This window comes from Streptomyces sp. NBC_00727, from assembly GCF_045161745.1.
Lineage (GTDB): Bacteria > Actinomycetota > Actinomycetes > Streptomycetales > Streptomycetaceae > Streptomyces.
The window spans coordinates 1,656,935-1,683,727 of the sequence record NZ_CP108981.1; the positions used below are offsets into that span (position 1 = coordinate 1,656,935).

Genomic DNA, 26,793 nt, shown 5'->3' on the forward strand with positions numbered 1-26,793 from the left:
CAGGTCAGACGCGGGTGACCGACGAGACGGGCATCATGCCGACGGGGTCGTAGCGGACCGGGGCGCCCGGGTACGGGGCGTGGATGACCTGGCCGTTGCCGACGTACATCGCGATGTGGCCGGCGTCCGCGCGGTAGGCGACGAGGTCGCCGGGGCGGGCCTCGGAGAGCGGCACCATGCGGCCCGCGTACCGCTGGGCCTGCGAGGTGCGCGGCAGGCTCACCCCGGCCTGGGACCAGGCCCACTGCATGAGCCCGGAGCAGTCGAACCCCGAGGGGCCGTTCGCGCCCCACACGTACGGCAGGCCGAGCGCCCGCTGGGCGGCGAGGACGGCGGCCGCCGCGCGGGACGAGCCTGCCGGTGGGCCGCCCAGGGGTCCGGCGCCCGGGTCGCGGCCGTCGCGCGAGGCGCGGTCGTACGCGGTCCGCTCGGCACCGGGCATCGCCTTCAGCAGCTGCCTGGCCCGGGCCAGCTTGCGCTGCACGGTCCGCTTGTGGCGGCTGACGGTCTCCCGGCCGTGCTCCAGGCCGGCCAGCGAGCGGGCGGCCTCGGCGCGGGTCTGGGCGAGCGCCCGCTGGGCCTTGCGCAGTTGGGCGAGGGCGGTGGCCCGGTGGGTGTCGGCCATGCCGACGGCGGTGGCCCGGTCGAGGTAGCTGTCCGGGTCGGAGGTGAGCAGCAGGGCGAGCGAGGGGTCGATGCCGCCGGTGCGGTACTCCGCCCGGGCCGCCGAACCCAGCTCCTCGCGCATGCGGTTGACGCGCTCCTGGCCCCGGGCGGCGCGGTCCTGGGCCCGGCTCACCTCGCCGCGCAGCCGGGTCACGTCCTCGCCGGCCCTGTTGTACTGCTCGGTGGCGCGCTCGGCCTCGGCGTAGAGGCGGTCGACGCGGGCCCCGGCGGACTGCGGGGTGTCGTGCGGCTCGGCGTTCGCGGTGGCCGCGCCGAGCGTCGCGGCCGCGGTCGCCGCGGCCGCCGTCAGGACGGTGGCCCGGGCACCGCGACCGGCTCCGGGCTGTGTGGAACGGCGATGGGATCCCACAGGACGCCGCACTCCCTTCCGCTGTACGCAGAGTGCGCGGCCCCTGCCGCCCGGACGGGCGGACCGACGTACGTGAGCCGCACAGCAGGGCAGACAGTAACCGCGTGATCACGGAGGGGACAAAGACGCGCCGGACCGCTGGAGGCCACACACAGTGACGCCCCGCCGGTGACCTGTGGTCTCCGGCGGGGCGGCCGTCAGTACGGGGCGCGGGAATTCGCCCGTTCGGGCGCGGTTCAGATGCGCACTGCGGCGTAGATGCTGCCGATGGTGCTCATCGACTCGTAGCGGACGTACGCGCCGGGGTACGGGGCGTGCAGGACCTGGCCGTTGCCCGCGTAGAGGCCCACGTGCTCGTTGCCGTTGAAGAAGACCAGGTCGCCGGGGGCCAGCTGGCTGACGCCGATCCGGTGCCCCTGGTTGACCTGGGTGTACGTGGTGCGGGTGATGTTGGCGCCGGCCTGCGCGTAGGCCCACATCGTGAGGCCCGAGCAGTCGAAGGAGTTGGGGCCGGTGGCCGTGGAGACGTACGGCTTGCCCAGGCGGGTGGCGGCGGCGTTGAGGGCGGCGGCGCCGAGGCCGGAGGCGGGGGCCTCGTTGCCGAGGTCGACCCGGGTGCTGGCGGCGCGGCTGGCGCGCAGGTCGTCCTGGCGCATCTTCTCGCGCTCGGCCGCGGTGAGGGTGTTGAGCAGCTGCCGCGCCTCGGCGAGCTTGCCCTGCTGCTTCTTCTTCTTCTCACCGAGCGTCTTGCGGACGGAGGCGAGGTCGCCCAGCTTGTCCTGGGCCTCCTTGCGCTGCTGCGCGAGGGCCCGCTGCTTCTCCTGGACCTTCGACAGGGTCTCGGTCTGCTTGGCCGTCAGCTGGTCGAGGGCGGACGCCTGGTCGAGGAAGCTGTCCGGGTCGGAGGAGAGGAAGAGCTGTACGGAGGGGTCGATGCCTCCGGAGCGGTACTGCGCGGCGGCGAGGGAACCGAGGCCGGAGCGGAGCTGGTTGAGCTCCTCCTGACCGCGGGCCACCTTGTCCTGGATCGCGCCGATCTGCTTCTCGAGCTTCTCCTGCTTCTCCTTGGCCCCGTTGTACTGCTCGGTGGCCGCTCCCGCCTCGTGGTAGAGCTTGTCGACCTTCGCCTTGACCTCGCTCTTGGTCGGCTTGGGGTCGGCGTGGGCGGCCTGGGCGGACAGGGCGACGGCCGCTGCTGCGGTCGCGGTGAGCACGGTCACACGAGTGCGGCTCGGCTGCTTGGGACGACGGTGGGACGCCACGAAGGCGAGCTCCTTCTTCCTCGAGCCGCCTACCGGATCTGTGGGGGAGACGAATCCCCGGCTCCGTGCACGTGACGGACTCGGCGGTTCCTTCGCCGCCACCCCGGATGGGTGGTCGACCGCGCGAAGGTTCGAGGCCCGACCCTAGTGACCATCTTGTGATCAGTTCAAATCCTCACACGAAAAATCTCGTCACACACGGCACTTCTTTACCCTCACCCCACGGCGCGTAGCGGGGAATTGACGGTCCGTTCCGTGATTTCGGACGAAGTCGCCACAAGGGGAACTAAACCCGCGAAAGCCGCTTCAGGAGCAAGGCGGACGCAACGGGCCTGGCCCCCGCCTTCGCCACTCCGTCGGCCACCTCGCGGTCGGTCGAGACCACCACCACGGGCCGCCCCTGCGGTTCCGCGCGCGCCAGTTGACGGATCAGCTCGTCGGCGGTGACGCCCGGCTTGCTGAAGAGCACCCGTACCCCGCGCGGTGGCGCCAGCAGTACCGGCGCGGCCAGCTCCGCCCCGTCGAACACGCAGGTCATCTCGGCGCCCGTGCGCGCCGCGAGCACCGAGAGGCCGCCGAGGAGCCGCAGCCGCTGCTTCTCCAGCGGCATCTGCGGATAACCGGTCTTGGTGACGTTGTAGCCGTCCACGATCAGGTGGGCCTGGGGCAGCGCCAGGAGTTGGTCGAGCAGCGCCGGATCGGTCTCCGAAAGGGCCCTGGCCGCGATGTCCTTGGGCGACATCCTGCCGGGCTCCACCGCGTCCACACCGTCCGCCGGCCGCATGGACGAGGGCGGCAGCGCCAGTTCGCGCCGCAGCCCGCCGGCCGCCTCCAGCACCGTGTCCAGCAGCAGCCGCAACCGCATGTCCTCGACCGAGCGCCCCTCCCGGGAGGCCCTGCGGCTCGCCTCGACGGACGCCTCGGCCTCCCCCAGCCGCGCCCGCAGCCGCCGGGTCTCGCTCTCCGCCGCGGACACCTGGGCGGCTGCCTCGGCGCGTACGGCCTCGGTCTCGGCCCTGCCCCTGCGCAGCGCCGCCTCACCGCGCTTGACCTCGTTGACCGCGCTGCGCAGCTTGCGCTGGAGCGAGTCGGCCTCCTTGCGGACGGCGTCCAGCTCGGCGCGGAGGCGGTCGGTCTCGCTCTTCGTCTGGGCCCGCGCCAGGGCGAGTTCCTCGCGCAGCCGTTCCAGCTCGCGCCGGCTCTCCTCGCCGGCCCGCTCGGCGTCGGCCCGCTGGACCTCCTCGCCGGCGGCGGCGACCAGCTTCACCCAGCCGTCCGGCCGCAGCACGTACGCCGCCGCCGCCACGTCCACCGGATCGGCGGCGGCGGGCGGCGCACCGGACTCCAGGGCGGCCGCCAGCTCCGGCTGGGCCTCCCGGAGCCGGTCGCCGATGCGCCGGCGGAACCGGTCGTCGTTGGCGACGGCGGCCGCCATGGCGTTCCCGGCGAACTTGGCCCGCCGGGACGCCGTGAAGCGGGCGTACTGCCGCAGCTGGGCGGGCAGTTCGGTGACCGTGAGGCCGCCGAACGCGTCGGAGACCAGTGCGACGACCCGGCGCCGTACCCCTTCGGGCAGCGGGCGGTCGAGCGCCTCCACGGCGTCGTCGGCCCCGTCGGCCGACGCGGCGCCGCCCTCGGGCTGCTCCACCATCCGTCACCTCATGTGTTGTCTCCGCACGGCCCCGTCAGGAGTCGGCACCCGGCCTGTCGACAAGTTCGATCTGGTCCACCGCGTTGCACCAACGACAACGGACCGACTCGATGGTCTCACTGACGACCTCGCGTTCCTCGACGCTCGACTCACCGGCCAGGTCGAGGTGGACGTACTCGACGACCTTGGAGGAGCGCGTCACGTCGAAGCGCGTGAGGTTTCCGCAGAGCGTGCAGCGCCAGCGGGTCGTGCCGGTCGGCTGGGGAACCGTCGTCATCGGTGCGTCCTCTTTCGTCGAGCCGTGAGCTGCCGGACAAGGGTCTCGCGGTGCGCCGTCGAACTGCGGATGTCCACCCGTCACCCTACGGCCTCGGCGCGTCACCCCGGCACGGCGAGGCGCTCTGTCCCGTTCGCTCCGTTTGCGTCATGCTCTGTTCATGATCGATCGGCGGGCTGCGGCCGGCAGGCTCCTGCGCGCGGCCTCTTCGGGCGGGCCGCCGGTGACGTACGCCCTCATCGCGCTGTGCTGCGCGGTCTTCCTGGTCAGCCCGCTCTCCGGCTTCGTCCCGGTGCGCGGCGGGGCGGACGCCCTGCTCGCCGCCCAGGCGGGCTACTTCGAACGGTGGGGCGTCATCCCGAGCGAACTGTGGGACGGCTCGGCGCACGCCCTGCTCACCCCGCTCACCGCGCTCTTCGTCCACGGCAGCTGGCTGCACCTGCTGGGCAACATGCTGTTCCTGTACGTGTTCGGCGCGATGGCCGAGGAGCGCATGGGGCACACGGAGTTCGCCCTGTTCTACCTCGGCTGCGGCTATCTCGCGCTGCTCGGCTACGCGGCCGCGCACGCCACGTCCGACCAGACGCTGGTCGGCGCGTCGGGAGCGATCTCGGGGGTGCTGGGGGCGTTCCTCTACCTCTTCCCCCGGGCCCGGGTCACCAGCCTCTTCCCGTTCCTGCTGTTCCTGCCGCTGCGCTTCCCCGCCTGGGTGGTGCTGATCTTCTGGTTCGTGCTCCAGTGGCTGGCCGCCCGGGGCGCCGGGAGCGGCCCGGGGGTGGCCTACCTGGCGCATGTGGTGGGCTTCGCCACCGGTTTCGTCTACGCCTGGGGTCGCTACAGGCGCGACACGAGAGGCCCTAGAGTGAAGTCTCCAGCCACGGCCACCGAGGGAGAAACACAGCCGTGATCACCGCGATCGTGCTCATCAAGACCAGCGTGGACCGGATTCCCGAGATCGCCGAGGCCATCGCCGCGCTGGACAGCGTCAGCGAGGTCTTCTCGGTCACCGGTACCTACGACCTGATCGCCATGGTCCGGGTGTCCAGGCACGACGATCTCGCCGAGGTCATCCCCGGCCGGATCAGCAAGATCCCCGGTGTCGAGGGAACCGACACCCATGTCGCCTTCCGTACGTACTCGCAGCACGACCTGGAGGCCGCGTTCTCCATCGGCCTGGACGCGTAGCCGGCCGCGCCGCCCGGCCCTCAGACCTGGGCGGCGCCCCGGTCCGGCACGCAACGGCCGTCCTCGGTGCGGTACTTCCAGCGCGCCCCGTCGCTCACCAGCTCCCGGACCGCGCTCAGGAACCGCTCGACGTGCTCGTCCGGGGTCCCGGCGCCGAAGCTGACCCGGATCGCGTTCAGCGGGGGGGTCCCCCCGGTCGAGTCTGTTCGGGACTGGGGGAGCTCGCCGGGCCGGGCCTCCGGCGCGCCGCACTCCCCCGCCTCGCCCGGGTCGCTGCCGAGCAGGGTGCGCACGAGCGGGTGGGCGCAGAAGAGGCCGTCGCGGACCCCGATGCCGTACTCGGCGGAGAGCGCGGCGGCGAAGTGGGAGCTGTTCCAGCCCTCCACCACGAAGGAGATGACGCCGACCCTCGGGGCGTCGTCGCCGAACAGCGACAGCACCTTCACCTCGGGGACCTCGGCCAGCCCGGCCAGGACCTCGCCGACGAGGTGCTGCTCGCGGGCGACCAGCCGGTCGAAGCCGGCCTCGGTGAGCGCCTTGCAGGCGGAGGCGATGGAGTAGACGCCGATGACGTTGGGCGAACCGGCCTCGTGACGGGCGGCGGTGGTGTGCCACTCGACGTCCACGCCGCCGTCCGTGCGCCGGGCCACCTTGCGGGAGGCGCCGCCGCCGGCCAGGTAGGGCTCGGCCTCGCGCAGCCAGTCGGCCCGGCCGGCCAGGACGCCCGAGCCGAACGGGGCGTACAGCTTGTGCCCGGAGAAGGCGACCCAGTCCACGTCCAGCTCGGCGATGTCGACGGGGTGGTGCGGGGCGAGCTGGGCGGCGTCCAGGACGATCCGGGCGCCGTGGGCGTGCGCGGCGGCGGCCAGCTCCCGGACCGGCCACAGCTCGCCGGTCACGTTGGAGGCGCCGGTGACGCAGACCAGCGCGGGACCGTGGGGCTCGCGGTCGGCGAGGGCCTGCTCCAGGGTGGCGACGGCCTGGGCGGGGGTGCGCGGGGCGTTCAGGTAGGTCACCCGGGCGTCGCGCCAGGGCAGCAGCGAGGCGTGGTGCTCGGTCTCGAAGACGAAGACCTGGCAGTCGGCGGGCAGCGCGGCGGCCAGCAGGTTCAGCGAGTCGGTGGTGGACCGGGTGAAGACCACCTGGTCTTCGGCGCGGCACCCCAGGAACTCCGCCACCGTGGCGCGGCTGGACTCGAAGAGGTCCGTGGACAGCTGCGAGAGGTACCCGGCCCCGCGGTGCACGCTGCCGTAGTACGGGGCGTACGCGGCCACGTCGTCCCACACCCGCTTCAGCGCCGGGGAGCTCGCCGCGTAGTCCAGCGCCGCGTAGCCGACCTCCCCGCCGGTGACCAGCGGGACGAGGACATCCTCGCCCAGAACCGGCAGCGGGGCACAAAGCGACTGGTCGGCGGCAGCGGTGAAGACAGACATGGCGAACTCCCGTAAGAGGCAGGCGAATTCCGCGCGCCGGCACAGATGCGGCAGCACGGAGTGAAGAGAAGAGGGGGTGCGGAGGAGGGCCGTGGGCCCTAACGCATTCGCTTGCTCACAAGAGGCTCCCTGAGGACCAAGGACCCCACGGGTGGACGTCACGCGACGTCGAGGGGTCCGCGCTTGCCGCAGACCTCGCTGCCTGCGGCCTGGTCTTCACCCGGGGCACCCCGCCACGGACGGAGGGTTGCCGGACAGCGGGCCGGGGCCGTAGTCGCTGTCACTCATGACCTGCCCAGCATCCTGCCATACGTACGGAAACGCGCAAGGCGCAGTCCATGATCTGGACTGCGCCCCGCCTCACATCCGTGCGCTCACGCGTTGCTGGCGACGACCCATCTCTCCAGCGCGCGCCCGGCCGCCCCCGAGTCGATGGACTCGGCGGCCTTCGCCATGCCCGCGCGGATCTGCTCGGTGAGCGGGCCCTCGCCCGGGTCCAGCGCCACCAGCGCGGCCGCCGAGTTGAGCAGCACCGCGTCCCGTACCGGCCCGGTCTCGCCGGCCAGCAGCCGGCGGGCCACATCGGCGTTGTACGAGGCGTCGGCGCCGCGCAGCGCCTCCACCGGGACCAGCTCGATGCCGACGTCGCGCGGGTCGAAGGACTCCTCGCGGACCACGCCGTCCCGGGCCACCCACACCCGCGAGGTCGCCGTGGTGGTCAGCTCGTCCAGGCCGTCGTCACCGCGGAAGACCAGGGCGGAGTTGCCGCGCTCGGCGAGGACGCCCGCGACGATGGGGGCCATGCGCAGATCGGCCACCCCGATCGCCTGGGAGCGCACCTTGGCCGGGTTGGTGAGCGGGCCGAGGATGTTGAACGTGGTCGGCGCGCCCAGCTCGCCGCGCGCCTTGGCCGCGTGGCGCAGGGCGGGGTGGAACTTCACCGCGAAGCAGAAGGTGATGCCCGCCTCCTCGGCGACCTGGACCACGCGCTGCGGGGAGAGCTCCAGGTTGACGCCGAGCTTCCCGAGGACGTCGGAGGAGCCGCTGGCCGACGACGAGGCGCGGCTGCCGTGCTTGACGACCTTGGCGCCGGTGCCGGCGACGACGATCGCGGACATGGTCGAGATGTTGACGGTCTTCGCCATGTCGCCGCCGGTGCCGACGATGTCGACGGTACGGCCGGGCACCTCGATGGTCGTCGCGTGCTCGTACATCGCGCGGACCAGGCCGGAGACCTCGGTGACCGTCTCGCCCTTGGCGCGCAGGGCGACCGCGAAACCGGCGATCTGCACGTCGGTCGCCTCGCCGCTCATGATGCGGTCCATGGCCCAGGCGGTGGCGTCGGCGCTCAGGTCCTCGCCGCGCATCAGGGGGGTCAGCACGCTGGGCCACGTACGGGCCGCCACGCTGTCGCCGCCGTCCGGGGTCACAACGTTCATGGTCCGCTCCTGGGGTCCACAGCCGATAAGGGATCGGCTCCACCCTATCGAGCCCCGGGGACGGCAAAGAGCCCCGTCCAGCGAATGGACGGGGCTCTCGCCGTGGCGGTCAGAACGGGTGATCAGTGGTGGCCGTGGCCGCTGGTGATCTCCTTGTACTCCTCGGCGGTGGGCTTGGCGATCTGGCTGTCCTCGCCGTACAGGCTCTTGCTGAGCCGCGCCCGGGCCTTGGTGATCCTGGAGACCTTGCGCTCCACACCGTTCTCGTCGACCGTCGGGCCGATCTCGAGCGGCTGGTACTGCTCGTGCGCGGTGAGCGTGTGCAGCATCTCCGGCGAGAGCGGCTCGTGGACCTCGACGAACTCACCGTGCGGCAGGCGCTTGATGAGCCCGGACTCGCGGCCGTGCAGCACCTTCTCCTTGTCGCGGCGCTGGAGGCCGAGGCAGATCCGGCGGGTGACGACGAACGCCACGACCGGGCCCACGAAGAAGGCGACGCGGACGAACCAGCTGATCGAGTTGAGCGAGAGGCTGAAGTGCGTCGCCCAGATGTCGTTGCCGCCACCGATCAGCATGACGAAGTAGATCGTCACCCAGGCGACACCGAGCGCCGTCCGGGTCGGCGCGTTGCGCGGCTTGTCCAGGATGTGGTGCTCACGCTTGTCACCCGTGATCCAGGACTCGATGAACGGCCAGAGCGCCAGGAGGCCGAGGATCACACCGAACAGCACCAGCGGGATGAGCACACCGAGGACCAGCGTGTGGCCCCACAGGTTGATCTCCCAGCCCGGCATCACACGGACGAAGCCCTCGGCGAAGCCCATGTACCAGTCCGGCTGGGCGCCCGTGGACACCTGGTCGGGGCGGTACGGGCCGATCGCCCAGATCGGGTTGATCGAGGCGATCGCCGCGATGATCGCGATGAAACCGAAGACCAGGAAGAAGAACCCGCCGGCCTTCGCCATGTACACCGGCATCAGCGGCATGCCGACGACGTTCTTGTTCGTCTTGCCGGGACCCGCGAACTGCGTGTGCTTGTGGTAGAAGACCAGGATGAGGTGGCCGACCACGAGCCCGAGCATGATGCCCGGCAGCAGCAGGATGTGGATCGAGTAGAACCTCGCGATGATGTCGCCGCCGGGGAACTCCCCGCCGAAGAGGAACATCGAGATGTACGTACCGACGACGGGCATCGACAGGATCGCGCCCTGGGTGAAGCGGACACCCGTACCGGACAGCAGGTCGTCCGGCAGCGAGTAACCGGTGAAGCCGGTGAACATGCCGAGGACGAACAGCAGGAAGCCGAACAGCCAGTTGATCTCGCGCGGCTTGCGGTACGCACCGGTGAAGAACACCCGGAACATGTGCACGAACATGCCGGCCAGGAAGATGACCGCGGCCCAGTGGTGGATCTGCCGGACCAGCAGACCACCGCGGACGTCGAAGCTGATGTCCAGCGTCGAGGCGTACGCCTCGGACATCCGGATGCCCTGCATGGGCTCGTACGGGCCGTGGTAGACGACCTCGTTCATGCTCGGGTGGAAGAACAGCGTCAGGTACACACCCGTGAGGATGATGATGATGAAGCTGTAGAGGCAGATCTCACCGAGCATGAAGGACCAGTGGTCCGGGAAGATCTTGCGCATGTTCGACTTGGCGAGGGAGTAGATCCCCAGCCGGCCGTCCGCCCAGTCGGCCACCTTCTCGCCGGCGGGCGCCTTGCGCTTCGTATCGGTCGCAGTACTCATCCGCGCTCCCAGAATGCAGGACCGACGGGCTCTTCGAAGTCACCGAGCGCCTCGAGGTTGCCCTCGCTGTTCACGCCGATCCGCAGCTGCGGGAGGGCGTGACCGGCCGGACCGAAGATGACGCGGGCGCCGTCGGAGAGGTCGAAGGTGGACTGGTGGCACGGGCAGAGGACGTGGTGCGTCTGCTGCTCGTACAGGCTGATCGGGCAGCCCACGTGGGTGCAGATCTTCGAGAAGGCCACGATGCCCTCGTGGGCCCACTCGCGCTCGCGCTTGTCCTTGATGTCGTCCGGCTCGATGCGGATGATCATCAGGGCGGCCTTGGCGATCTGGGTCTGGAAGTCCTCGTCGTGCTCCTCCAGGCCCTCGGGCATGGCGAAGGTCAGCGAACCGACGACGACGTCCTCGGGACGCAGCGGCTCCATCGTGTTCATGTTGACGAGCTGCTTGCCCTTGGCCCACAGGGTCTTGCGGAGCTTCTTCTCCGGCAGTGGACCCAGGTCGCGCAGCAGCACCACACCGGAGAGCGGCACCAGGGCCAGCGCGCCGAACATGGTGTTGCGGATCAGCTTGCGACGGCCGAGCGCGGACTCCCGGGCGCCGTCCGCGAAGTCGGCCAGAACCTTGGCCTTGACCTCGGGCGTCGCCTCGATCGGGTGCCGCTCGTCGGCGACCTCGACGTCGGACATCAGGGTGCGCGCCCAGTGGACGGCGCCCGCGCCGATCAGGAAGAGCGCCAGCCCCAGGGTCAGACCCAGGGAGAAGTTGAGCGCGCTCACATGACCGAACGGGAAGATGAAGACGATCTTGTCGACCGGGAAGATGACGTAGGAGGCGATGAAGCCCACCGTCGCCAGCATGGACAACAGGAACATGAGCGCGACGGTGCGCTCGGAGCGCTTCGCGGCCCGCTCGTCCAGGTCCTGGATGCGCGGCCTGTGGGCCGGCAGCCCCGGGTCGGCGAACGGATCGGTGTGCGCCTTGTCCACCGAGTCGTGCTCGGCGCCCTGCTCTGCGGGCAGGTTCTCTTCTGGAATCTCTTGGCTACTCATGACTTCTTGGCCTTAGCGGTGTGGGCCGCGACCCAAATGGCAACTGCGATCAGACCGCCCAGGCCGAAGATCCAGCCGAACAGGCCCTCGCTGACCGGACCGAGGCCGCCGAGAGCGAGGCCGCCGGGGGACTCGGCTTCGGAGCCGTTCACGGTCTTGACGTAGGCGATGATGTCCCGCTTCTGCTGCTCGGGCATCGTCGAGTCCGGGAAGGACGGCATGCTCTGCGGGCCGGTCAGCATGGCCTCGTAGAGGTGCTTCGGGCTCACGCCGTCGAGGTCGGGCGCGTACTTGCCGTTCGTCAGTGCGCCACCCTTGCCGGTGAAGTTGTGGCACTGCGCGCAGTTGGTACGGAACAGGTCGCCACCCTTGGCGATGTCCGCACCCTCGGGGCTGACCTGGCTCTTGGTCGGGACGACCGGACCGGCGCCGAGCGACGCGACGTAGGCCGCGAGCTGGTCGATCTCGGCCTGGCTGTAGATGACCTTCTTCTTCGGTACCTGGGCGCCCGGCTGCTGCGCGGGCATGCGGCCGGTACCGACCTGGAAGTCCACGGCGGCGGAGCCCACGCCGACAAGCTGGGGCCCGTCGGTGGTGCCCTGACCGCCGGTTCCGTGGCAGCTGGCGCAACCGACGGAGTACAGCTTCTTGCCCTCGTCGATGGCGAGGGACTGGGCGGTGTCGTCGGCCTGCGCCTTACTCGCGGGCGCAAACGCGGCGTACAGCCCCCCGGTGGCCGCCAGCGCGAGGAGTAGTACGACGACCGCCGCCAACGGATGGCGTCGTCGTGCGGAGAGCTTTTTCACGGATTACCCCGGTGTCAGGATCTTCTGCGTCGATGCTGGATGTGGTTCGGGCTCGGGCCCGGTTACTTGATCATGTAGATCGTGGCGAAGAGGCCGATCCACACGACATCGACGAAGTGCCAGTAATAGGACACGACGATGGCGGCGGTCGCCTGTTCATGGGTGAACCTCTTGGCCGCGTATGTCCTGCCCAGGACGAGCAGGAAGGCGATGAGACCGCCTGTCACATGCAGACCGTGGAAGCCGGTGGTCAGGTAGAACACCGAGCCGTACGGGTCGGAGGACAGCGAGAGGCCGTCCTTCTTCACCAGCTCGGTGTACTCGAAGACCTGGCCTCCGATGAAGATCGAACCCATCACGAAAGTGATCACGAACCAGGCACGGAGCTTCTTCACATCGCCCCGCTCCGCGGCGAAGACGCCGAGCTGGCAGGTGAGTGAGGAGAGCACCAGGATCGTGGTGTTCGTCGCCGAGAACGGGAAGTTCAGGGCGGACGCCATTTCCTTCCAGTGTTCCGGTCCGGTCACCGATCGCAGGGTGAAGTACATCGCGAAGAGGGCCGCGAAGAACATCAGCTCGGAACTCAACCAGATGATGGTTCCGACGCTGGTGAGGTTCGGTCGATTGACCGACGGGTGCGCGTGCCCGGTTTCTACTGTCGTTGCTGTCGCCACGACCGACATTATGTCGGTCGCTTATCCCGCCCTCACTCCGGGGGGTGCCGTTCGGTGTGTCAGAGGGGTGTGTCCTGCCCGAACGGCCCATGGACGCACGGTACGAACCGGTGCTGACACGCTGTCGGGCGGAGTACGATCCGCGCATCGGACGGCTCTCGTACCCCGGGGGCCCCGAGTGCCCCGAAGACACGGATGTCACGGAGGAACCATGCAGCCGACCGCCACGGTCCTGGTCTACAGCGACAACGCGCACACCCGTGAGCAGGTGAGGCTGGCAGCAGGGCGCAGGCCCGCGGCGGACGTGCCGCCGGTGGAGTTCCTGGAGTGCGCCACCCTGCCGGCCGTCCTGGAGGCCCTGGAGCGCGGGGGGATCGACGTCTGCGTGCTGGACGGCGAGACGGCCCCGGCGGGCGGTATGGGCGTCTGCCGGCAGATCAAGGACGAGATCTTCCGCTGCCCGCCGGTGCTGGTCCTCATCGGGCGCCCGCAGGACGCCTGGCTGGCCACCTGGAGCCGCGCGGACGCCGCGGTGACGCTGCCGGTGGAGCCGGTGGAGTTCGCCGACTCGCTGGCCGCCCTGCTGCGCACGAGGCTCTCCGTGGGCGCCTGAGCCCCTTTCGAGTGACGTTGTGGCGGGGCGGCGCACCCCCGGCCGTCAGACCTGGGGGCGCAGCCGCGCCGCCCGGACCGTGTCGACGCGCGGTGCGGTGGTGTCGTTGTTCAGCGCGCTGCCCTTCTGCCACTTGGCCCAGGACAGGTTCCAGTCGCCGTAGCCGTTGTCGAAGGGCGTCATCGTCTCGCCGTCGCTGCCGACGACGCTGACGATGTCGCCCTCGCGCACGGTGTTGAAGAACCACTCGGCCTCGCTGGTGCTCATGCCGGTGCACCCGTGGCTGACGTTGGCGTACCCCTGCGACCCGGTGGACCAGGGCGCGGCGTGCACGTATTCGCCGCTCCATGTCACCCGGGTGGCCCAGTAGACGTCGAGGTCGTAGGAGTCCGAGGACCCGGCGGCGATCCCGATGGATTCCCCGCGCATACGTACGTACTGCTCCTTCCCGAGCACGACCTTGACGCCGTTGCGCGTGTCGAAGCCGGGCTTGCCGGTGGTCACCGGAATGGTCTTGATCACATCGCCGTTGCGCAGCACCGTCATGGAGTGCTCGGCGGCGTCGGTGACGGCCTCGATGCGGTCGCCGGTGGTGATCTTCAGGGGCTTGACGGCCGCACCGTAGAGCGAGTTGGTCACCTTGATGCCGGTCAGGTTGCTGCTGACCTCGATGCTGGCCCTGGCCGGCCAGTACTCCTTGGGCCGGTAGTGCAGCGTCTTGTCGTCGACCCAGTACCAGGAGCCGGTGACCGCGGGCGTGGAGCGGACCCGCAGGCCGCGCTCGACGTTGGCGCGTGAGGCGTTGTCGGTGACGGGGGCGCTGAGGGTGGCCGTGAGGGGCTGGCCGACGCCGTAGGTGCCCGCCCGGGGGCCGAAGATGACCTTGAGGAACTTGGTGGCCCTGGCGGTGTCGAAGGACATCGTGCGGCTGCCGGGGGCCCCGTCGCCGTCCTCCATGCGGACCTTGACGCTGTAACGGGTCCCTGCGGCCAGCGGGGCGGTGGAGTGCCAGCGGTGGCCGTCGGCGTCGAGTTCGCCCGCCAGATGGCGTCCTGCGGCGTCCACGGCCGATACGTCGGTGATCCGGCCGTCGTCGGCGTCGACCCGGATCTCCAGGGGTTTGTCGGGGTCGACCTTCTTGCCGCCGTCGGGCGTGTTGAAGGAGATCTCGTCGGCAGCGTCGAACGGCTGTGCCGAGAGGGGGTGACCATCGGAATCCCCGCAGGCTGCCGCCCCGGCGACCAGGGTCGCGGCCAGCAGAGTGCAGCTCACTACGGGACGGATGCGCAGCGTGTGGTTCATGGATTCACGCTAAGAACATTCGTCCGTTTCAGCGCGTCGGACGACTGCAAACGGGGGGCCTCCACTTCGCGATGGAAGTGTCGGCCCCCCGTCAGGTGGAGCGGTGTGCTACCGGCGGACCGGTCTCACTGGGTGCGGTTCTCACCCCGGTAGTACTCGAAGACCCAGCCGAACAGACCGATCAGGAGGAGCGGCGCCGAGAAGAACAGCAGCCACCAGCCGAAGACGACGCCCATGAAGCCGAAGGCACCGCCGATCGCCAGCGAGAGCGGCTGCCAGCTGTGCGGGGAGAAGAACCCCACCTCGCCGGCCTCGTCCGCCACGTCGGCTTCCTTGTTGTCCTGCGCCAGCGCGTCGACCCGCCGGGCCGTGAAGGCCAGGTAGAAGCCGATCATCAGGCTCAGGCCGAAGGCCAGGACCAGCGCGGTGGTGCCGACGGGCTCCCTCGACCACACGCCGTACGTGATGGCGATGACGAGGATGAACAGCGCCAGACCGAGGAACATCTTGCCCTGGATCTTCACTTGCCCGCCTCCTTGCCGCCGGCGAGGGCCTTGTCACCCTCGGAGACGTGGTCCAGCTGCTCCAGCGCCGTGATCTCCGGGTGGTGGAGGTCGAACGCCGGGGATTCGGAGCGGATACGGGGCAGTGTGAGGAAGTTGTGCCGCGGCGGCGGGCAGGAGGTCGCCCACTCCAGCGAACGGCCGTAGCCCCACGGGTCGTCGACCTCGATCTTCTTGCCGTACTTGGCGGTCTTCCAGACGTTGTAGAAGAACGGCAGGATCGACAGGCCGAGCAGGAACGAGGAGATCGTCGAGATCGTGTTCAGCGCGGTGAAGCCGTCGGCGGCGAGGTAGTCCGCGTAACGCCGCGGCATGCCCTCGGCGCCCAGCCAGTGCTGCACCAGGAACGTGCCGTGGAAGCCCACGAACAGCGTCCAGAAGGTGATCTTGCCGAGCCGCTCGTCCAGCATCTTCCCGGTGAACTTCGGCCACCAGAAGTGGAATCCGGAGAACATCGCGAACACCACGGTGCCGAAGACGACGTAGTGGAAGTGCGCGACCACGAAGTACGAGTCGGAGACGTGGAAGTCCATCGGCGGCGAGGCCAGGATGACGCCGGTCAGACCACCGAAGGTGAAGGTGATCAGGAAGCCGATCGCCCAGAGCATCGGTGTCTCGAAGGACAACGAGCCCTTCCACATCGTGCCGATCCAGTTGAAGAACTTCACCCCGGTGGGCACCGCGATGAGGAACGTCATGAACGAGAAGAACGGCAGGAGCACACCGCCGGTGACGTACATGTGGTGGGCCCACACGGTCACCGAGAGGCCGGCGATGGAAATCGTCGCGGCGACCAGGCCGATGTAACCGAACATCGGCTTGCGGCTGAATACCGGGATCACTTCGGAAATGATCCCGAAGAACGGCAAGGCGATGATGTACACCTCTGGATGCCCGAAGAACCAGAAGAGGTGTTGCCAGAGCAACGCGCCGCCGTTGGCCGCGTCGAACACATGGGCACCGAACTTGCGGTCCGCCTCCAGGGCGAACAGCGCGGCCGCCAGGACCGGGAAGGCCAGCAGGACCAGCACACCGGTCAGCAGGACGTTCCAGACGAAGATCGGCATGCGGAACATCGTCATGCCGGGGGCGCGCATGCAGATGATCGTGGTGATGAAGTTGACCGAACCGAGGATCGTGCCGAAGCCGGAGAAGGCCAGACCCATGATCCACATGTCGGCGCCGACACCCGGCGACCGGACGGCGTCCGAGAGCGGGGAATAGGCGAACCACCCGAAGTCGGCGGCACCCTGCGGGGTGAGGAAGCCGGCCACCGCGATGATCGAGCCGAAGAGGTACAGCCAGTACGCGAACATGTTCAGCCGCGGGAACGCCACGTCGGGCGCGCCGATCTGCAGCGGCATGATCCAGTTCGCGAACCCGGCGAACAGCGGCGTCGCGAACATCAGCAGCATGATCGTGCCGTGCATCGTGAACGCCTGGTTGAACTGCTCGTTCGACATGATCTGCGTGCCCGGTCGGGCCAGCTCGGCGCGCATGAAGAGCGCCATCAGACCGCCGATGCAGAAGAAGGCGAACGATGTGACCAGGTACATCGTGCCGATCGTCTTGTGGTCAGTGGTGGTCAGCCACTTGATGACGACGTTTCCCGGCTGCTTGCGCCGGACCGGCAGCTCGTCCTCGTACGAGTCGTCTGCTGCCGCGGCACCCTGAGGTTCGTTGAGGATGCTCACAGTTTGTTCGTCTCCGCATTCCTGGCCGGGTCAGTCTGCTCGATGCCGGCCGGCACGTAGCCCTTCTGGCCCTTCTTCGCCAGCTCCTTGAGGTGCGCCTGGTAGCGCTCCGGGGAGACGACCTTGACGTTGAAGAGCATCCGGGAGTGGTCGACGCCGCAGAGCTCGGCGCACTTGCCCAGGAAGGTGCCCTCCTGGTTGGGAGTCACCTCGAAGGCGTTGGTGTGGCCCGGAATGACGTCCTGCTTCATGAGGAACGGCACCACCCAGAAGGAGTGGATGACGTCACGCGAAGTCAGGATGAAGCGGACCTTCTCACCCTTGGGCAGCCACAGGGTCGGGCCGGGGTTGCCCGTCTGCGGGTTCCGGTCTCCCGGGATGCCGGCGTCGTAGACGCCGTCGGCACCCTTGGGGAAGGCGTCACGGAACCGGTTCGGGATGGCGTCGAGCTCCTTGGGGACCTCGTTGCCCGTGGTGGCGGAGCCGTCCACGTTCTCGATGTAGTTGAAGGCCCAGCTCCACTGGTAACCGACCACGTTGATGGTGTGGGCCGGCTTCTCGGAGAGCGTGAGGAGCTTCGTCTCGTCCCGTGCGGTGAAGTAGAACAACACCGAGACGATGATCAGGGGGACCACGGTGTACAGCGCCTCGATGGGCATGTTGTACCGGGTCTGCGGAGGTACCTCCACCTTGGTGCGGCTGCGCCGGTGGAAGACGACGCTCCACAGGATCAGGCCCCAGACCAGCACGCCCGTGGCGAGCGCTGCCGCCCACGAGCCCTGCCAGAGGGAAAGGATCCGTGGGGCCTCTTCCGTTACCGGCGTAGGCATACCAAGGCGGGGGAAGTCCTTGTACGTGCAACCGGTGGCGGTCGCCAGGATCAGGCCCGCAGTCAGCACCTGCGGCAGCTTCCGCCGCATCGGGCGCCGCGACGAGCGGTCGGAGCCGTTGGGACTCACGTAGCGCCTTCCCGAGAGTCTCGCCCGCACGGTCGGCGCGGCCGTCTCGCTGGTCGGTCGCCGGCCCTGTGCGGGCAGGGGTTTGGATGTTTATGCGGACCAAACCCTACTGGACGCTATTTGGGGTCGCGCGGGGAGGGTGCCCAACGCGCCGCCCGACTCCCCGAAGGGGTGGAATTCGCGCCTCCGACCGCCATCTGACGCCCCCTCTCCCCTCCCACGACCCGGCCGGCCCGGGCCGGCGGCACCTGCCGGGCTAGCGTGACCGGGTGCCTTACTTCGATGCGGCGTCCGCCGCCCCCCTGCATCCCGTCGCCCGCCAGGCGCTGCTTGCCGCACTGGATGAGGGCTGGGCCGATCCGGCCCGGCTGTACCGCGAGGGGCGGCGCGCCCGGCTGCTGCTGGACGCGGCGCGGGAGGCCGCCGCCGAGGCCGTCGGGTGCCGCCCCGACGAGCTCTCCTTCACCCCGTCGGGCACCCGGGCGGTGCACTCCGGAATTTCCGGCGCGCTCGCGGGGCGTCGGCGTGTCGGCCGCCATATGGCGGTGTCGGCGGTCGAACACTCGTCGGTGCTGCACGCGGCGGCGGACCACGAGGACAGGGGCGGGACGGTCACCCGGGTGCCGGTGGAGCGGACCGGCGCGGTGGACGCACAGACGTTCGGGGAGTCGCTGCGCGAGGACACCGCGCTGGCCTGCCTCCAGTCCGCCAGCCACGAGGTCGGCACCGAGCAGCCGGTGGCCGAGGTGGCCGGATCCTGCCGGGCGGCGGGGGTGCCCCTCCTGGTGGACGCGGCCCAGTCGCTCGCCTGGGGCCCGGTGCCGGAGGGGTGGTCGCTGCTCGCGGGCAGCGCGCACAAGTGGGGCGGGCCGGCCGGGGTCGGGCTGCTCGCGGTGCGCAAGGGTGTCCGGTTCGCACCCCAAGGCCCGTCCGACGAACGGGAGTCGGGGCGGGCGCCGGGGTTCGAGAACCTGCCGGCGATCGTCGCGGCGGCGGCGTCCCTGCGTGCGGTGCGGGCGGAGGCGGACGCCGAGGCGGTGCGGCTGCGCGCGCTGGTGGACCGGATCCGGGCCCGGGTGCCCGCACTGGTGCCCGATGTGGAGGTGGTCGGCGACCCGGTGCGGCGGCTGCCGCATCTGGTGACCTTCTCCTGTCTCTATGTCGACGGGGAGACTCTGCTCCAGGAGCTGGACCGGGCCGGTTTCTCCGTGTCGTCCGGTTCGTCCTGCACGAGCAGCACGCTGACGCCGAGCCATGTGCTCAAAGCGATGGGGGTGCTCTCGGAGGGCAACGTCCGCGTCTCGCTGCCGCGGGGCACCACGGACGAGGAGGTCGACCGCTTCCTGGACGTGCTGCCTGGCCTGGTCGCGGGCGTACGCGAGCAGCTGGACGCGCCGACGGCCCCGGACCACTCCCCCGCCTCGGACGGGTCCCTGGTGGTCGACGCGCTGGGCAAGCGGTGCCCCGTACCCGTGATCGAACTCGCAAAGGTGATCGGAGGGGTGCCCGTGGGCGGGACGGTGACCGTGCTCTCCGACGACGAGGCGGCCCGGCTCGACATTCCGGCCTGGTGCGCGATGCGGGAGCAGGAGTACGTGGGCGAGGAGCCGGCGAACCGGGGCGCGGCCTATGTGGTCCGCCGGCTCTCCTGACCGGGCGCGTCAGGCGAGGTGCGCGTGGACCTCGGCGGCGGCCTCGTGGCCGTAGGCCTTGGTGAAGCGGTCCATGAAGTGGGTGCGGTGCAGGGTGTACTCCTGGGTGCCCACGGTCTCGATGACGAGCGTGGCGAGCATGCAGCCGACCTGGGCGGCGCGCTCCAGGCCGACGCCCCAGGCGAGACCGGAGAGGAAACCGGCCCGGAAGGCGTCGCCGACGCCGGTCGGGTCGGCCTTGACGTTCTCCTCGGGGCAGCCGACCTCGATCGGCTCCTCGCCGGCCCGCTCGATGCGCACGCCCTGGGCGCCGAGCGTGGTGACCCGGTGGCCGACCTTGCCGAGGATCTCCTCGTCGGTCCAGCCGGTCTTCGACTCGATGAGCCCCTTCTCGTACTCGTTGGAGAAGAGGTACGTGGCGCCGTCGAGGAGGATGCGGATCTCGTCGCCGTCCATGCGGGCGATCTGCTGCGAGAAGTCCGCGGCGAACGGAATGCCGCGCGTACGGCACTCCTCGGTGTGGCGGAGCATGCCCTCCGGGTCGTCGGCGCCGATGGAGACCAGGTCGAGGCCGCCCACCCGGTCGGCGACGGCCTTGAGCTCGATGAGCCGGGCCTCGCTCATGGCACCGGTGTAGAAGGAGCCGATCTGGTTGTGGTCGGAGTCCGTCGTGCAGACGAAGCGGGCGGTGTGCAGGACCTCGGAGATCCGCACCCCGCTGGTGTCGACGCCGTGCCGGTCGAGCCAGGCGCGGTACTCGTCGAAGTCGGAGCCGGCCGCCCCGACCAGGATCGGCCGGGTGCCGAGCAGGCCCATGCCGAAGCAGATGTTGGCGGCGACCCCTCCCCTGCGTACGTCCAGGTTGTCGACCAGGAAGGAGAGCGAGACCGTGTGCAGCTGGTCGGCGACCAGCTGGTCGGCGAAGCGGCCGGGGAAGGTCATGAGGTGGTCGGTGGCGATGGAGCCGGTGACTGCGATACGCACGGGGAGACGTCTCCTGCGGAGGTCGAGGGGAACGGATGTCCGCATCCCGGGGGTGACGTGACAGTTCACGCTACCCGCTCCCGCACGCTCCGAAGCGGAAAAACTACCCGATAGTAGGGCTTTCTTCCCGAGCTCTGTGGTGCCTACGGTGCCGTTATGTCGAACCACATCGCCCCGCGCGAGTCCGAGACCGGCCTGGCCGAGCTGCGCGGAGACTGCGCACGGATGGCTCCGCACTGGGTGGTACCCGCGAGGGTCACCCCCACCCGCGTCACGCCCGCCCGGATCAACGGCGTCACCGTGCCGCCCGCGTCCGCACGGCTGATCGACTCCATGCCGGAGTACGGGGACTGAGACGCCTCGGGGGAACCAGGCGCCCCGCTGCTCCGTCACAGCCCTGTCCGCCCGATGCGGCGGGCCGTGTGCCGGCCAGGCGTACGACGGCGATGCAGGCGAGGAGCGATCCGGTGAGCACCGAGCGACCCGACAACGACGTGACGACCACCCGGCGGCGTTCCCCGCTGGTCGCGGCCTCGGTGGCGGCGGCCGTACTGCTGGCCGGTGGCGGCGGAGCGTACTGGGCGGCGACCGCGGCGGACGGCGGCGATACGCGGAGCGCGGCGGCCGACGGTGACCGCACTCCGCCACCCCTCGCGCTGGACGGCGCCGGAACGCCGACCGCCCCCTCACGCGAGGGCATCGCGCCCGGCGAGCCCGATCCGCACGGCGGCCGGCTGGTCTACCGCGCCTCCGGCAAGCTCCCGGGCGGCCCGGCCAAGGCCGCCGTCCAGCGCGCCGAGGGGTCCGTCACGGCCGCCGAGGTGACCCGGCTGGCGAAGGCGCTGGGGCTGACGGGCACCCCGCGGTCCGAGGCCACCTCCTGGAAGGTGGGCTCCGACGGGGACGGCTCGGGCCCGGTGCTGCGCGTGAACAAGCAGGCGCCCGGCAGCTGGACCTTCACCCGGTACGGCACCGGTGGCACGGACAACTGCAAGAGGGGGGCCGTCTGCTCGTCGGCCCCGGGCGGCTCCGGTCAGCCCGTGGACGAGAAGGCCGCGAAGGCCGCCGCCGCGCCGGTGCTCAAGGCGGCGGGCCAGGACGACGCGGCGCTCGACGCCCGGCAGCTCATGGGCTCGGTCCGGGTGGTGAACGCCGATCCGGTGGTGGACGGGCTGCCCACGTACGGCTGGGCGACCGGCATCCAGGTGGGCCCGGACGGGCAGGTGACCGGCGGCGCCGGAATGCTGAAGGGGCTGGAGAAGGGCGACGCCTATCCGGTGATCGGCGCTGCCGATGCGCTGAAGCGGCTCAACGCGGCGCAGCCCCCGGCGGGCGGGAAGACCGGCGACTGCGCATCGCCGGCCCCGCTGGAGAACGGCACGAAGCCGTCCGGGGCCGACTGCGGTTCCGGCAGTGGCTCGGCGCGGCCGGCGACGACGGTGACGGTGAAGAAGGCGGTCTTCGGTCTGGCGGTGCACACCGCGGGCGGCAGGCAGCTGCTCGTACCGTCCTGGATCTTCTCGGTGCAGCCGGCCGGTGGTGTGGGTGACACGGTCACGCAGGTGGCCGTGGACCCGGAGTACCTGACGCGGGAGCCGTCGCCGGGCACGTCCCCGGACGGCGACGGTACGACGAAGGCCCGCGCGGTCCAGTCGTACAGCGCGAGCGGGCGGGCCCTGTCGGTGACGTTCTGGGGCGGCGCGTGCAGTACGTACTCGGTGAGCGCGCGTGAGGACGGCCAGACGGTACGGGTGACCGTGTCCGAGAAGAAGGACGCGGGCAAGGTCTGCGTGATGGTCGCGAAGGAGCTGACCCGTACGGTCACGCTGGAGCGGCCGCTGGACGGGCGCGAGGTGGTCGACGCGGCCTCCGGCTCCCTGGTGCCGCGCGGCTGAGCCCTCCTCGTACACGCACACGGAAAACGGCGACGGCCCCGGGAGAGAATCCCGGGGCCGCCGCCGTGACGCTGTGGGGCGGCTCAGCTGAACGAGTCGCCGCAGGCGCAGGAACCCGTGGCGTTCGGGTTGTCGATGGTGAAGCCCTGCTTCTCGATGGTGTCGACGAAGTCGACCGAGGCGCCGCCCAGGTACGGGGCGCTCATGCGGTCGGTGACGACCTTGACGCCGTCGAAGTCCTTGACGACGTCGCCGTCGAGTGAACGCTCGTCGAAGAAGAGCTGGTAACGCAGGCCCGAGCAGCCGCCGGGCTGGACGGCGACGCGAAGCGCCAGGTCGTCACGGCCCTCCTGCTCCAGCAGGCCCTTGACCTTGGCTGCGGCGGCGTCGGACAGGAGGATGCCGTCGCTCACGGTGGTGGTCTCGTCCGATACGGACATCTGCTTCTCTCCCGGGTTGTACGGAGACTGCTTGCCGACGTTGCAACCGTCGGGACCACGGATTCATTCCGGGCCGAGCGCTTGCCTGTTCTCTTCATGCTCGCACACCCGTCCTGCGAGCGGATGCGTCACATTGACGCTTTCGGCATCGTCAAAGTGACGTGAAGCGGCTATGATAGATAGCGTCAATTAGACGAAAAGGCTTTCTCCGCAGAGAAGTCCGCAGAAGAAAGGGTGCGTGACGTGACCACGGCCCACCCCGTCCAGGATCTCGATGTCCAGCCGACGCCGCTCGCCCTGCTCCTGCTGGGCCGCGACGCCGATCCCAGGAGCGAGCGCGGCGTCGAGTGCCCCGGCGACCTGCCCTCCCCGTCCGACCCGGACCTGGTGGCACGCGCCCGTGCGGCCAAGGAGAAGCTGGGCGAGAAGGTCTTCGTCCTGGGGCACCACTACCAGCGCGACGAGGTCATCCAGTTCGCGGATGTGACCGGCGACTCCTTCAAGCTCGCCCGGGACGCCGCGGCCCGCCCGGAGGCGGAGTACATCGTCTTCTGCGGTGTGCACTTCATGGCCGAGTCGGCGGACATCCTGACCACCGACGACCAGAAGGTCGTGCTGCCGGACCTGGCGGCGGGCTGCTCGATGGCCGACATGGCCACCGCGGAGCAGGTCGCCGAGTGCTGGGACGTGCTGACCGAGGCGGGTGTCGCCGACCAGGTCGTGCCCGTCTCGTACATGAACTCCTCCGCCGACATCAAGGCCTTCACCGGCCGGCACGGCGGCACGATCTGCACCTCGTCCAACGCGAAGCGGGCCCTGGAGTGGGCCTTCGAGCAGGGCGACAAGGTCCTCTTCCTGCCCGACCAGCACCTGGGCCGCAACACCGCCGTCCGGGACATGGGCATGTCGCTGGAGGACTGCGTCCTCTACAACCCGCACAAGCCGAACGGCGGCCTGACCGCCGAGGAGCTGCGCAACGCGAAGATGATCCTGTGGCGCGGGCACTGCTCGGTCCACGGCCGCTTCTCGGTGGAGTCCGTCAACGACGTGCGCGAGCGCATCCCCGGCGTCAACGTGCTGGTCCACCCCGAGTGCAAGCACGAGGTCGTGGCCGCCGCGGACTACGTCGGCTCGACGGAGTACATCATCAAGGCCCTGGAGGCGGCCCCGGCCGGCTCGAAGTGGGCGATCGGCACCGAGCTGAACCTCGTACGCCGCCTGGCGAACCGTTTCGCCCCCGAGGGCAAGGAGATCGTCTTCCTCGACAAGACGGTCTGCTTCTGCTCCACGATGAACCGCATCGACCTGCCGCACCTGGTGTGGACCCTGGAGTCCCTGGCCGAGGGCAAGCTCGTCAACCGGATCGAGGTCGACCCCGAGACGGAGAAGTACGCGAAGCTGGCGCTGGAGCGGATGCTGGCGCTGCCGTAGCGGCCGCCCCCGTCCGGACGGCCGCCGCGCCCGGGACACCGGCGCGGCGGCCTCGGAACGGGCAGCCTCTGCCGACGGCGGTTCAAGCCCCGCCGATGCCGGCTCCCGGGCCCGCCGCGCACGCCCTGGTTTCCTCGGCCTCCGCAGGCGTGAGGGCGGGAGCCAGCCGGTATCCCCGGCTCTCCGCGACCCGCAAGGCGTCCTGCAACGACTCCGCCAGCCGGACGCCGGTGAACCTCAGCCACGCCGCCGCCTGGGGCGAGTTCGTCTCGTCGCTGAAGTAGCTCAGCGGAACGGCCTGTCCCACACGCGGGTGCGGGACAGGCCGTTTCCTTACCACCCGAGTACCGGAAAGAGCCACGTTTGTCCGGACCGGCCCCGGGGCGCCCCATCCGTGCCTACGCTGCTGTTTTCTTCGGCGGCGTGAGTTACGGAAAGGCGGGGCGCCGGATGGCGTATGAGGTGGGTACGGTCGACGGCGGGGAGCGCGAGCCCGTGGGAACGGCGCGGAGTGATCTCGCGGGAGCCGTGGCGCCCGCGCGGGAGGCCGTGGAGATCTGCCGGGAGCTCGCCGCGCGCGACCCGGCCGCCTCGCACCGGCAGGACCTGGCCACGGCACTCCACGATCTGGCGGACCGGCTCTCCGCCGCCGGGGACCACGAGGGCGCGCTCGCCCCCGCCCGGGAGGCCGCGCGTGTGTTCGCCGGACTCGCCCAGGAGCACATGGAGGTCTTCCAGCCGGATCTCGCCCAGTCCGTGACCTCGCTGGCCAACAAGACCGCCGCCGCCGGGGACCGCACGTCGGCGGTGCTGCTCGCGCGCCAGGCGCTTCAGCTCCAGCGCGACCTGGTCAAGCACCGGCCGGCGGCCTCCCTCCCCGGGCTGGCCGGGATGCTCAACAACCTCGCGATGCACCTGGCCGCCGACGGTGAGCCGGCAGAGGCCCTGGCGCATGCCGAGGAGGCGGCCGCGCTCTACGGGCGCCTCGCCGGTGAGGACCCGGAGGCGTTCCTGCCGGAGTACGCGGTGGCCCTCAACAACACCGGCAACGCTCGCGCGGCCCTGGGTGATCTCTCCGGGGCGCTCGAGGCGGGCCGGGAGGCGGTCGCCATCCGCCGGGAACTCGCCGTGCGGCAGCCCGCCGTCTTCCGGCCGGAGCTGGCCATCGCGCTCGCCGGCCTCGCCGCCCATCTGCATGTGGCCGGGGAACCGGAGGAAGGGCTGCCGGCCGCGGCGGAGGCCGTCGCGCTCCTGCGTGAACCCGTCTCCGGCGCACCCGTCCTGCGCTCCCCGCTCGCGAGGGCGCTCGGCGCCCTCGCCCAGAACCTCGCCGGCACCGGCAGCCGGAAGGAAGCTCTGGCGGCGGCCGACGAAGGTGTCGTCCTGTGGCGCCGGCTCGTGGACGAGCACAGCGGCGTCCACCGCCCCGACCTGGCGCTCGCCCTGCGGAACCTCGGCAAGCTGCGGGGGATGAACGAGGACCCCGAAGGAGCCGTGACCACGGCGCGGGAAGCGGTCACCGCCTACCGCGCCCTGGCCGCGGAGAACCCGCGCGCCTTCACGGACGACCTGGTGAAGGCGCTCGGGAGCCTGGCCCGCGCGCTCGCCCGTACCGGAGACCACGCCTCGGCGGTCGAGGCGTACGAGGAGTGCGCGGCCGAGTCCGCCGAGGCCCACCCCGCGACCGCCCGGCGCCTCGCCGTCGAGCGGAGTCTGTTGCTGCTGGAGTGCCCCGCTCCCGGCCCCTCGGAGGGCGTACGCGAACTCGTGTCGTTCCTCGGGCGGGACGCCGGCACCGAGCCGGACGAGGGCCCGGACCTGGTGACCGTACGGGCACGGCGGGCGCTGCGCGCTCACGGCGACCCGCAGGAAGTGCGCGCCGCGTGGGAGGCGGAGACCCGGGGCCCCGCACCCGCCTGGCTCTCCCTGTCGGCCGAGACGCTGGAGCTCGTCGGCACCTGGATGTTCGCGCCGGACTGGCCCGCGTCACGCGACCTCTGGTCCCGGCACGCCGATGCGCTCGGCAGCCGGGAGGCGGCGACGGCTCTCGACGAGCTGGCGCTCCTGGACCGGGCTACCGCGCAACGGCACGCGGCGCTCCGCGAGCTCGTGCTCGACCACGGCGTGACCGCCGCCTACGATCCGCTGATCCTCTCGGAGCAGCTGGCCGCCTGGGTGGCCTGCGATTCCTGGACCGAGTCGCGGGCCTACCTTCGGGACCACCCGCGCCTCCTCCGGGTCCGGCCGTCCCAGGACACCCCGCTCTCGCACGTCGCCCTCCTCGATGTCTCCCGTGCGGAGGGGATGGACGCCGCCTACCGGCTGGTGGAGGACCGCGACGCCCTCCAGGCGTACGTGGAAAGGGCGTTGGAGGCCGGGGACGGCAACTCCCTCATGCACGCGGCCTCCATCGAGGGGCAGGTCTTCGAGGACCGGCTGTCCTCGTTCGCCCACGCGCAGGTGAGCATGGTCCTCTCGGGGGCCGTCGAGGGCATCGAACCGGAGGAGCTGACCGTGCTGATCCCCCGTGCCTCCGAGGAGGTCCGGCTGCGGCTGCTGCGGGAGATCGCCGCCCTCAGCGTCCGGCACGCCCACCCGCACGGGGAACTGTGGCTCCGCATGGTCAAGGCGCTCAGCGAAGCCGCCTGACAGTCCCCGTCGTATGCGAAGGGGCCTGCCTCGCACGCTTGTGCGGGG

The 26,793-nt window shown here is 70.6% G+C and carries 25 protein-coding genes and 1 riboswitch; of the genes, 8 read left to right on the plus strand and 17 right to left on the minus strand.

What is annotated here, in order from left to right:
- Positions 1–4: 4 nt before the first annotated feature.
- The 4 genes from OG242_RS07345 to OG242_RS07360 form a co-directional block, all read right to left on the minus strand.
- Positions 5–1,036: an NlpC/P60 family protein gene (locus OG242_RS07345; protein ID WP_405897372.1), complete on the minus strand. Its 1,032-nt coding sequence runs from the start codon at positions 1,034–1,036 to the stop codon at positions 5–7.
- A gap of 236 nt (positions 1,037–1,272) precedes the next feature.
- Complete coding sequence (locus OG242_RS07350) at positions 1,273–2,298, minus strand: NlpC/P60 family protein (RefSeq protein WP_405897373.1); 1,026 nt, start codon at positions 2,296–2,298, stop codon at positions 1,273–1,275.
- A gap of 286 nt (positions 2,299–2,584) precedes the next feature.
- Positions 2,585–3,946, minus strand: coding sequence for an NYN domain-containing protein (locus OG242_RS07355; RefSeq protein WP_405901535.1), 1,362 nt, complete (start codon positions 3,944–3,946; stop codon positions 2,585–2,587).
- 37 nt (positions 3,947–3,983) lie between these two features.
- Complete coding sequence (locus tag OG242_RS07360; protein ID WP_136206206.1) at positions 3,984–4,226, minus strand: hypothetical protein; 243 nt, start codon at positions 4,224–4,226, stop codon at positions 3,984–3,986.
- Positions 4,227–4,386: 160 nt separating this feature from the next.
- Between OG242_RS07360 and OG242_RS07365 the strand changes: the two genes are divergently transcribed.
- On the plus strand, positions 4,387–5,133 hold the full coding sequence (locus OG242_RS07365) for a rhomboid family intramembrane serine protease (protein WP_405897374.1): 747 nt from the start codon (positions 4,387–4,389) through the stop codon (positions 5,131–5,133).
- Positions 5,130–5,411 carry an Lrp/AsnC family transcriptional regulator gene (locus OG242_RS07370; RefSeq protein ID WP_018518627.1) on the plus strand — a complete coding sequence of 94 codons (282 nt, stop codon included), beginning with the start codon at positions 5,130–5,132 and terminating at the stop codon, positions 5,409–5,411. The genes OG242_RS07365 and OG242_RS07370 overlap by 4 nt, the downstream gene beginning before the upstream one ends.
- 20 nt (positions 5,412–5,431) lie before the next feature.
- On the opposite strand, the gene OG242_RS07375 is transcribed toward OG242_RS07370, so the two are convergent.
- The 6 genes from OG242_RS07375 to OG242_RS07400 all read right to left on the minus strand — a co-directional run bounded on the left by OG242_RS07375 (position 5,432) and on the right by OG242_RS07400 (position 12,572).
- A complete protein-coding gene (locus OG242_RS07375; RefSeq protein WP_405897375.1) occupies positions 5,432–6,844 on the minus strand; it encodes an aminotransferase class V-fold PLP-dependent enzyme in 1,413 nt (470 codons plus the stop codon).
- 174 nt (positions 6,845–7,018) lie between these two features.
- Positions 7,019–7,136: riboswitch (SAM riboswitch) on the minus strand.
- A gap of 82 nt (positions 7,137–7,218) precedes the next feature.
- The gene (gene trpD, locus OG242_RS07380; RefSeq protein WP_405897376.1) at positions 7,219–8,283 is read right to left on the minus strand and encodes an anthranilate phosphoribosyltransferase; all 1,065 of its coding nucleotides are present in this window, start codon (positions 8,281–8,283) and stop codon (positions 7,219–7,221) included.
- Between the two features lie 122 nt (positions 8,284–8,405).
- Positions 8,406–10,031: a cytochrome bc complex cytochrome b subunit gene (locus OG242_RS07385; RefSeq protein WP_405897377.1), complete on the minus strand. Its 1,626-nt coding sequence runs from the start codon at positions 10,029–10,031 to the stop codon at positions 8,406–8,408.
- Complete coding sequence (locus tag OG242_RS07390; protein ID WP_405897378.1) at positions 10,028–11,083, minus strand: Rieske 2Fe-2S domain-containing protein; 1,056 nt, start codon at positions 11,081–11,083, stop codon at positions 10,028–10,030. The genes OG242_RS07385 and OG242_RS07390 overlap by 4 nt, the downstream gene beginning before the upstream one ends.
- Positions 11,080–11,889 (minus strand): c-type cytochrome, encoded by an 810-nt coding sequence (locus tag OG242_RS07395; RefSeq protein WP_405897379.1) that lies wholly within the window; start codon positions 11,887–11,889, stop codon positions 11,080–11,082. Before OG242_RS07395 ends, OG242_RS07390 begins: the two co-directional genes overlap by 4 nt.
- Positions 11,890–11,951: 62 nt before the next feature.
- Complete coding sequence (locus tag OG242_RS07400; protein WP_026171689.1) at positions 11,952–12,572, minus strand: heme-copper oxidase subunit III; 621 nt, start codon at positions 12,570–12,572, stop codon at positions 11,952–11,954.
- A gap of 202 nt (positions 12,573–12,774) precedes the next feature.
- Here OG242_RS07400 and OG242_RS07405 point away from each other — a divergent pair, with 202 nt between their 5' ends.
- Complete coding sequence (locus tag OG242_RS07405) at positions 12,775–13,176, plus strand: hypothetical protein (protein ID WP_018518621.1); 402 nt, start codon at positions 12,775–12,777, stop codon at positions 13,174–13,176.
- Positions 13,177–13,221: 45 nt separating this feature from the next.
- On the opposite strand, the gene OG242_RS07410 is transcribed toward OG242_RS07405, so the two are convergent.
- The 4 genes from OG242_RS07410 to coxB form a co-directional block, all read right to left on the minus strand.
- A complete protein-coding gene (locus OG242_RS07410; protein ID WP_405897380.1) occupies positions 13,222–14,478 on the minus strand; it encodes an Ig-like domain-containing protein in 1,257 nt (418 codons plus the stop codon).
- A gap of 125 nt (positions 14,479–14,603) precedes the next feature.
- Positions 14,604–15,002 carry a cytochrome c oxidase subunit 4 gene (locus OG242_RS07415; protein WP_405897381.1) on the minus strand — a complete coding sequence of 133 codons (399 nt, stop codon included), beginning with the start codon at positions 15,000–15,002 and terminating at the stop codon, positions 14,604–14,606.
- On the minus strand, positions 14,999–16,735 hold the full coding sequence (gene ctaD, locus OG242_RS07420; protein ID WP_018518618.1) for a cytochrome c oxidase subunit I: 1,737 nt from the start codon (positions 16,733–16,735) through the stop codon (positions 14,999–15,001). Before ctaD ends, OG242_RS07415 begins: the two co-directional genes overlap by 4 nt.
- The gene (gene coxB, locus OG242_RS07425; RefSeq protein WP_405897382.1) at positions 16,732–17,694 is read right to left on the minus strand and encodes a cytochrome c oxidase subunit II; all 963 of its coding nucleotides are present in this window, start codon (positions 17,692–17,694) and stop codon (positions 16,732–16,734) included. Before coxB ends, ctaD begins: the two co-directional genes overlap by 4 nt.
- Before the next feature lie 269 nt (positions 17,695–17,963).
- Between coxB and OG242_RS07430 the strand changes: the two genes are divergently transcribed.
- A complete protein-coding gene (locus tag OG242_RS07430) occupies positions 17,964–19,346 on the plus strand; it encodes a cysteine desulfurase/sulfurtransferase TusA family protein (protein WP_405897383.1) in 1,383 nt (460 codons plus the stop codon).
- Positions 19,347–19,355: 9 nt separating this feature from the next.
- On the opposite strand, the gene OG242_RS07435 is transcribed toward OG242_RS07430, so the two are convergent.
- On the minus strand, positions 19,356–20,330 hold the full coding sequence (locus OG242_RS07435) for a carbohydrate kinase family protein (protein ID WP_405897384.1): 975 nt from the start codon (positions 20,328–20,330) through the stop codon (positions 19,356–19,358).
- A gap of 156 nt (positions 20,331–20,486) precedes the next feature.
- Between OG242_RS07435 and OG242_RS07440 the strand changes: the two genes are divergently transcribed.
- Together OG242_RS07440 and OG242_RS07445 are read left to right on the plus strand one after the other, a co-directional pair.
- A complete protein-coding gene (locus OG242_RS07440) occupies positions 20,487–20,684 on the plus strand; it encodes a hypothetical protein (RefSeq protein ID WP_405897385.1) in 198 nt (65 codons plus the stop codon).
- 113 nt (positions 20,685–20,797) lie between these two features.
- Complete coding sequence (locus OG242_RS07445; RefSeq protein ID WP_405897386.1) at positions 20,798–22,225, plus strand: hypothetical protein; 1,428 nt, start codon at positions 20,798–20,800, stop codon at positions 22,223–22,225.
- 83 nt (positions 22,226–22,308) lie between these two features.
- Here the strand turns inward: OG242_RS07445 and OG242_RS07450 are convergent, their stop codons facing one another.
- Positions 22,309–22,665: an iron-sulfur cluster assembly accessory protein gene (locus OG242_RS07450; protein ID WP_030970782.1), complete on the minus strand. Its 357-nt coding sequence runs from the start codon at positions 22,663–22,665 to the stop codon at positions 22,309–22,311.
- Between the two features lie 234 nt (positions 22,666–22,899).
- On the opposite strand from OG242_RS07450, the gene nadA reads away from it, so the two are divergent.
- Positions 22,900–24,096, plus strand: a complete 1,197-nt coding sequence (nadA, locus tag OG242_RS07455; RefSeq protein ID WP_405897387.1) for a quinolinate synthase NadA — start codon at positions 22,900–22,902, stop codon at positions 24,094–24,096.
- Positions 24,097–24,178: 82 nt separating this feature from the next.
- Here nadA and OG242_RS07460 read toward each other — a convergent pair whose 3' ends face one another.
- A complete protein-coding gene (locus tag OG242_RS07460; protein WP_405897388.1) occupies positions 24,179–24,403 on the minus strand; it encodes a hypothetical protein in 225 nt (74 codons plus the stop codon).
- Between the two features lie 143 nt (positions 24,404–24,546).
- On the opposite strand from OG242_RS07460, the gene OG242_RS07465 reads away from it, so the two are divergent.
- Complete coding sequence (locus tag OG242_RS07465; RefSeq protein WP_405897389.1) at positions 24,547–26,745, plus strand: tetratricopeptide repeat protein; 2,199 nt, start codon at positions 24,547–24,549, stop codon at positions 26,743–26,745.
- The last annotated feature ends 48 nt before the right edge of the window (positions 26,746–26,793 follow it).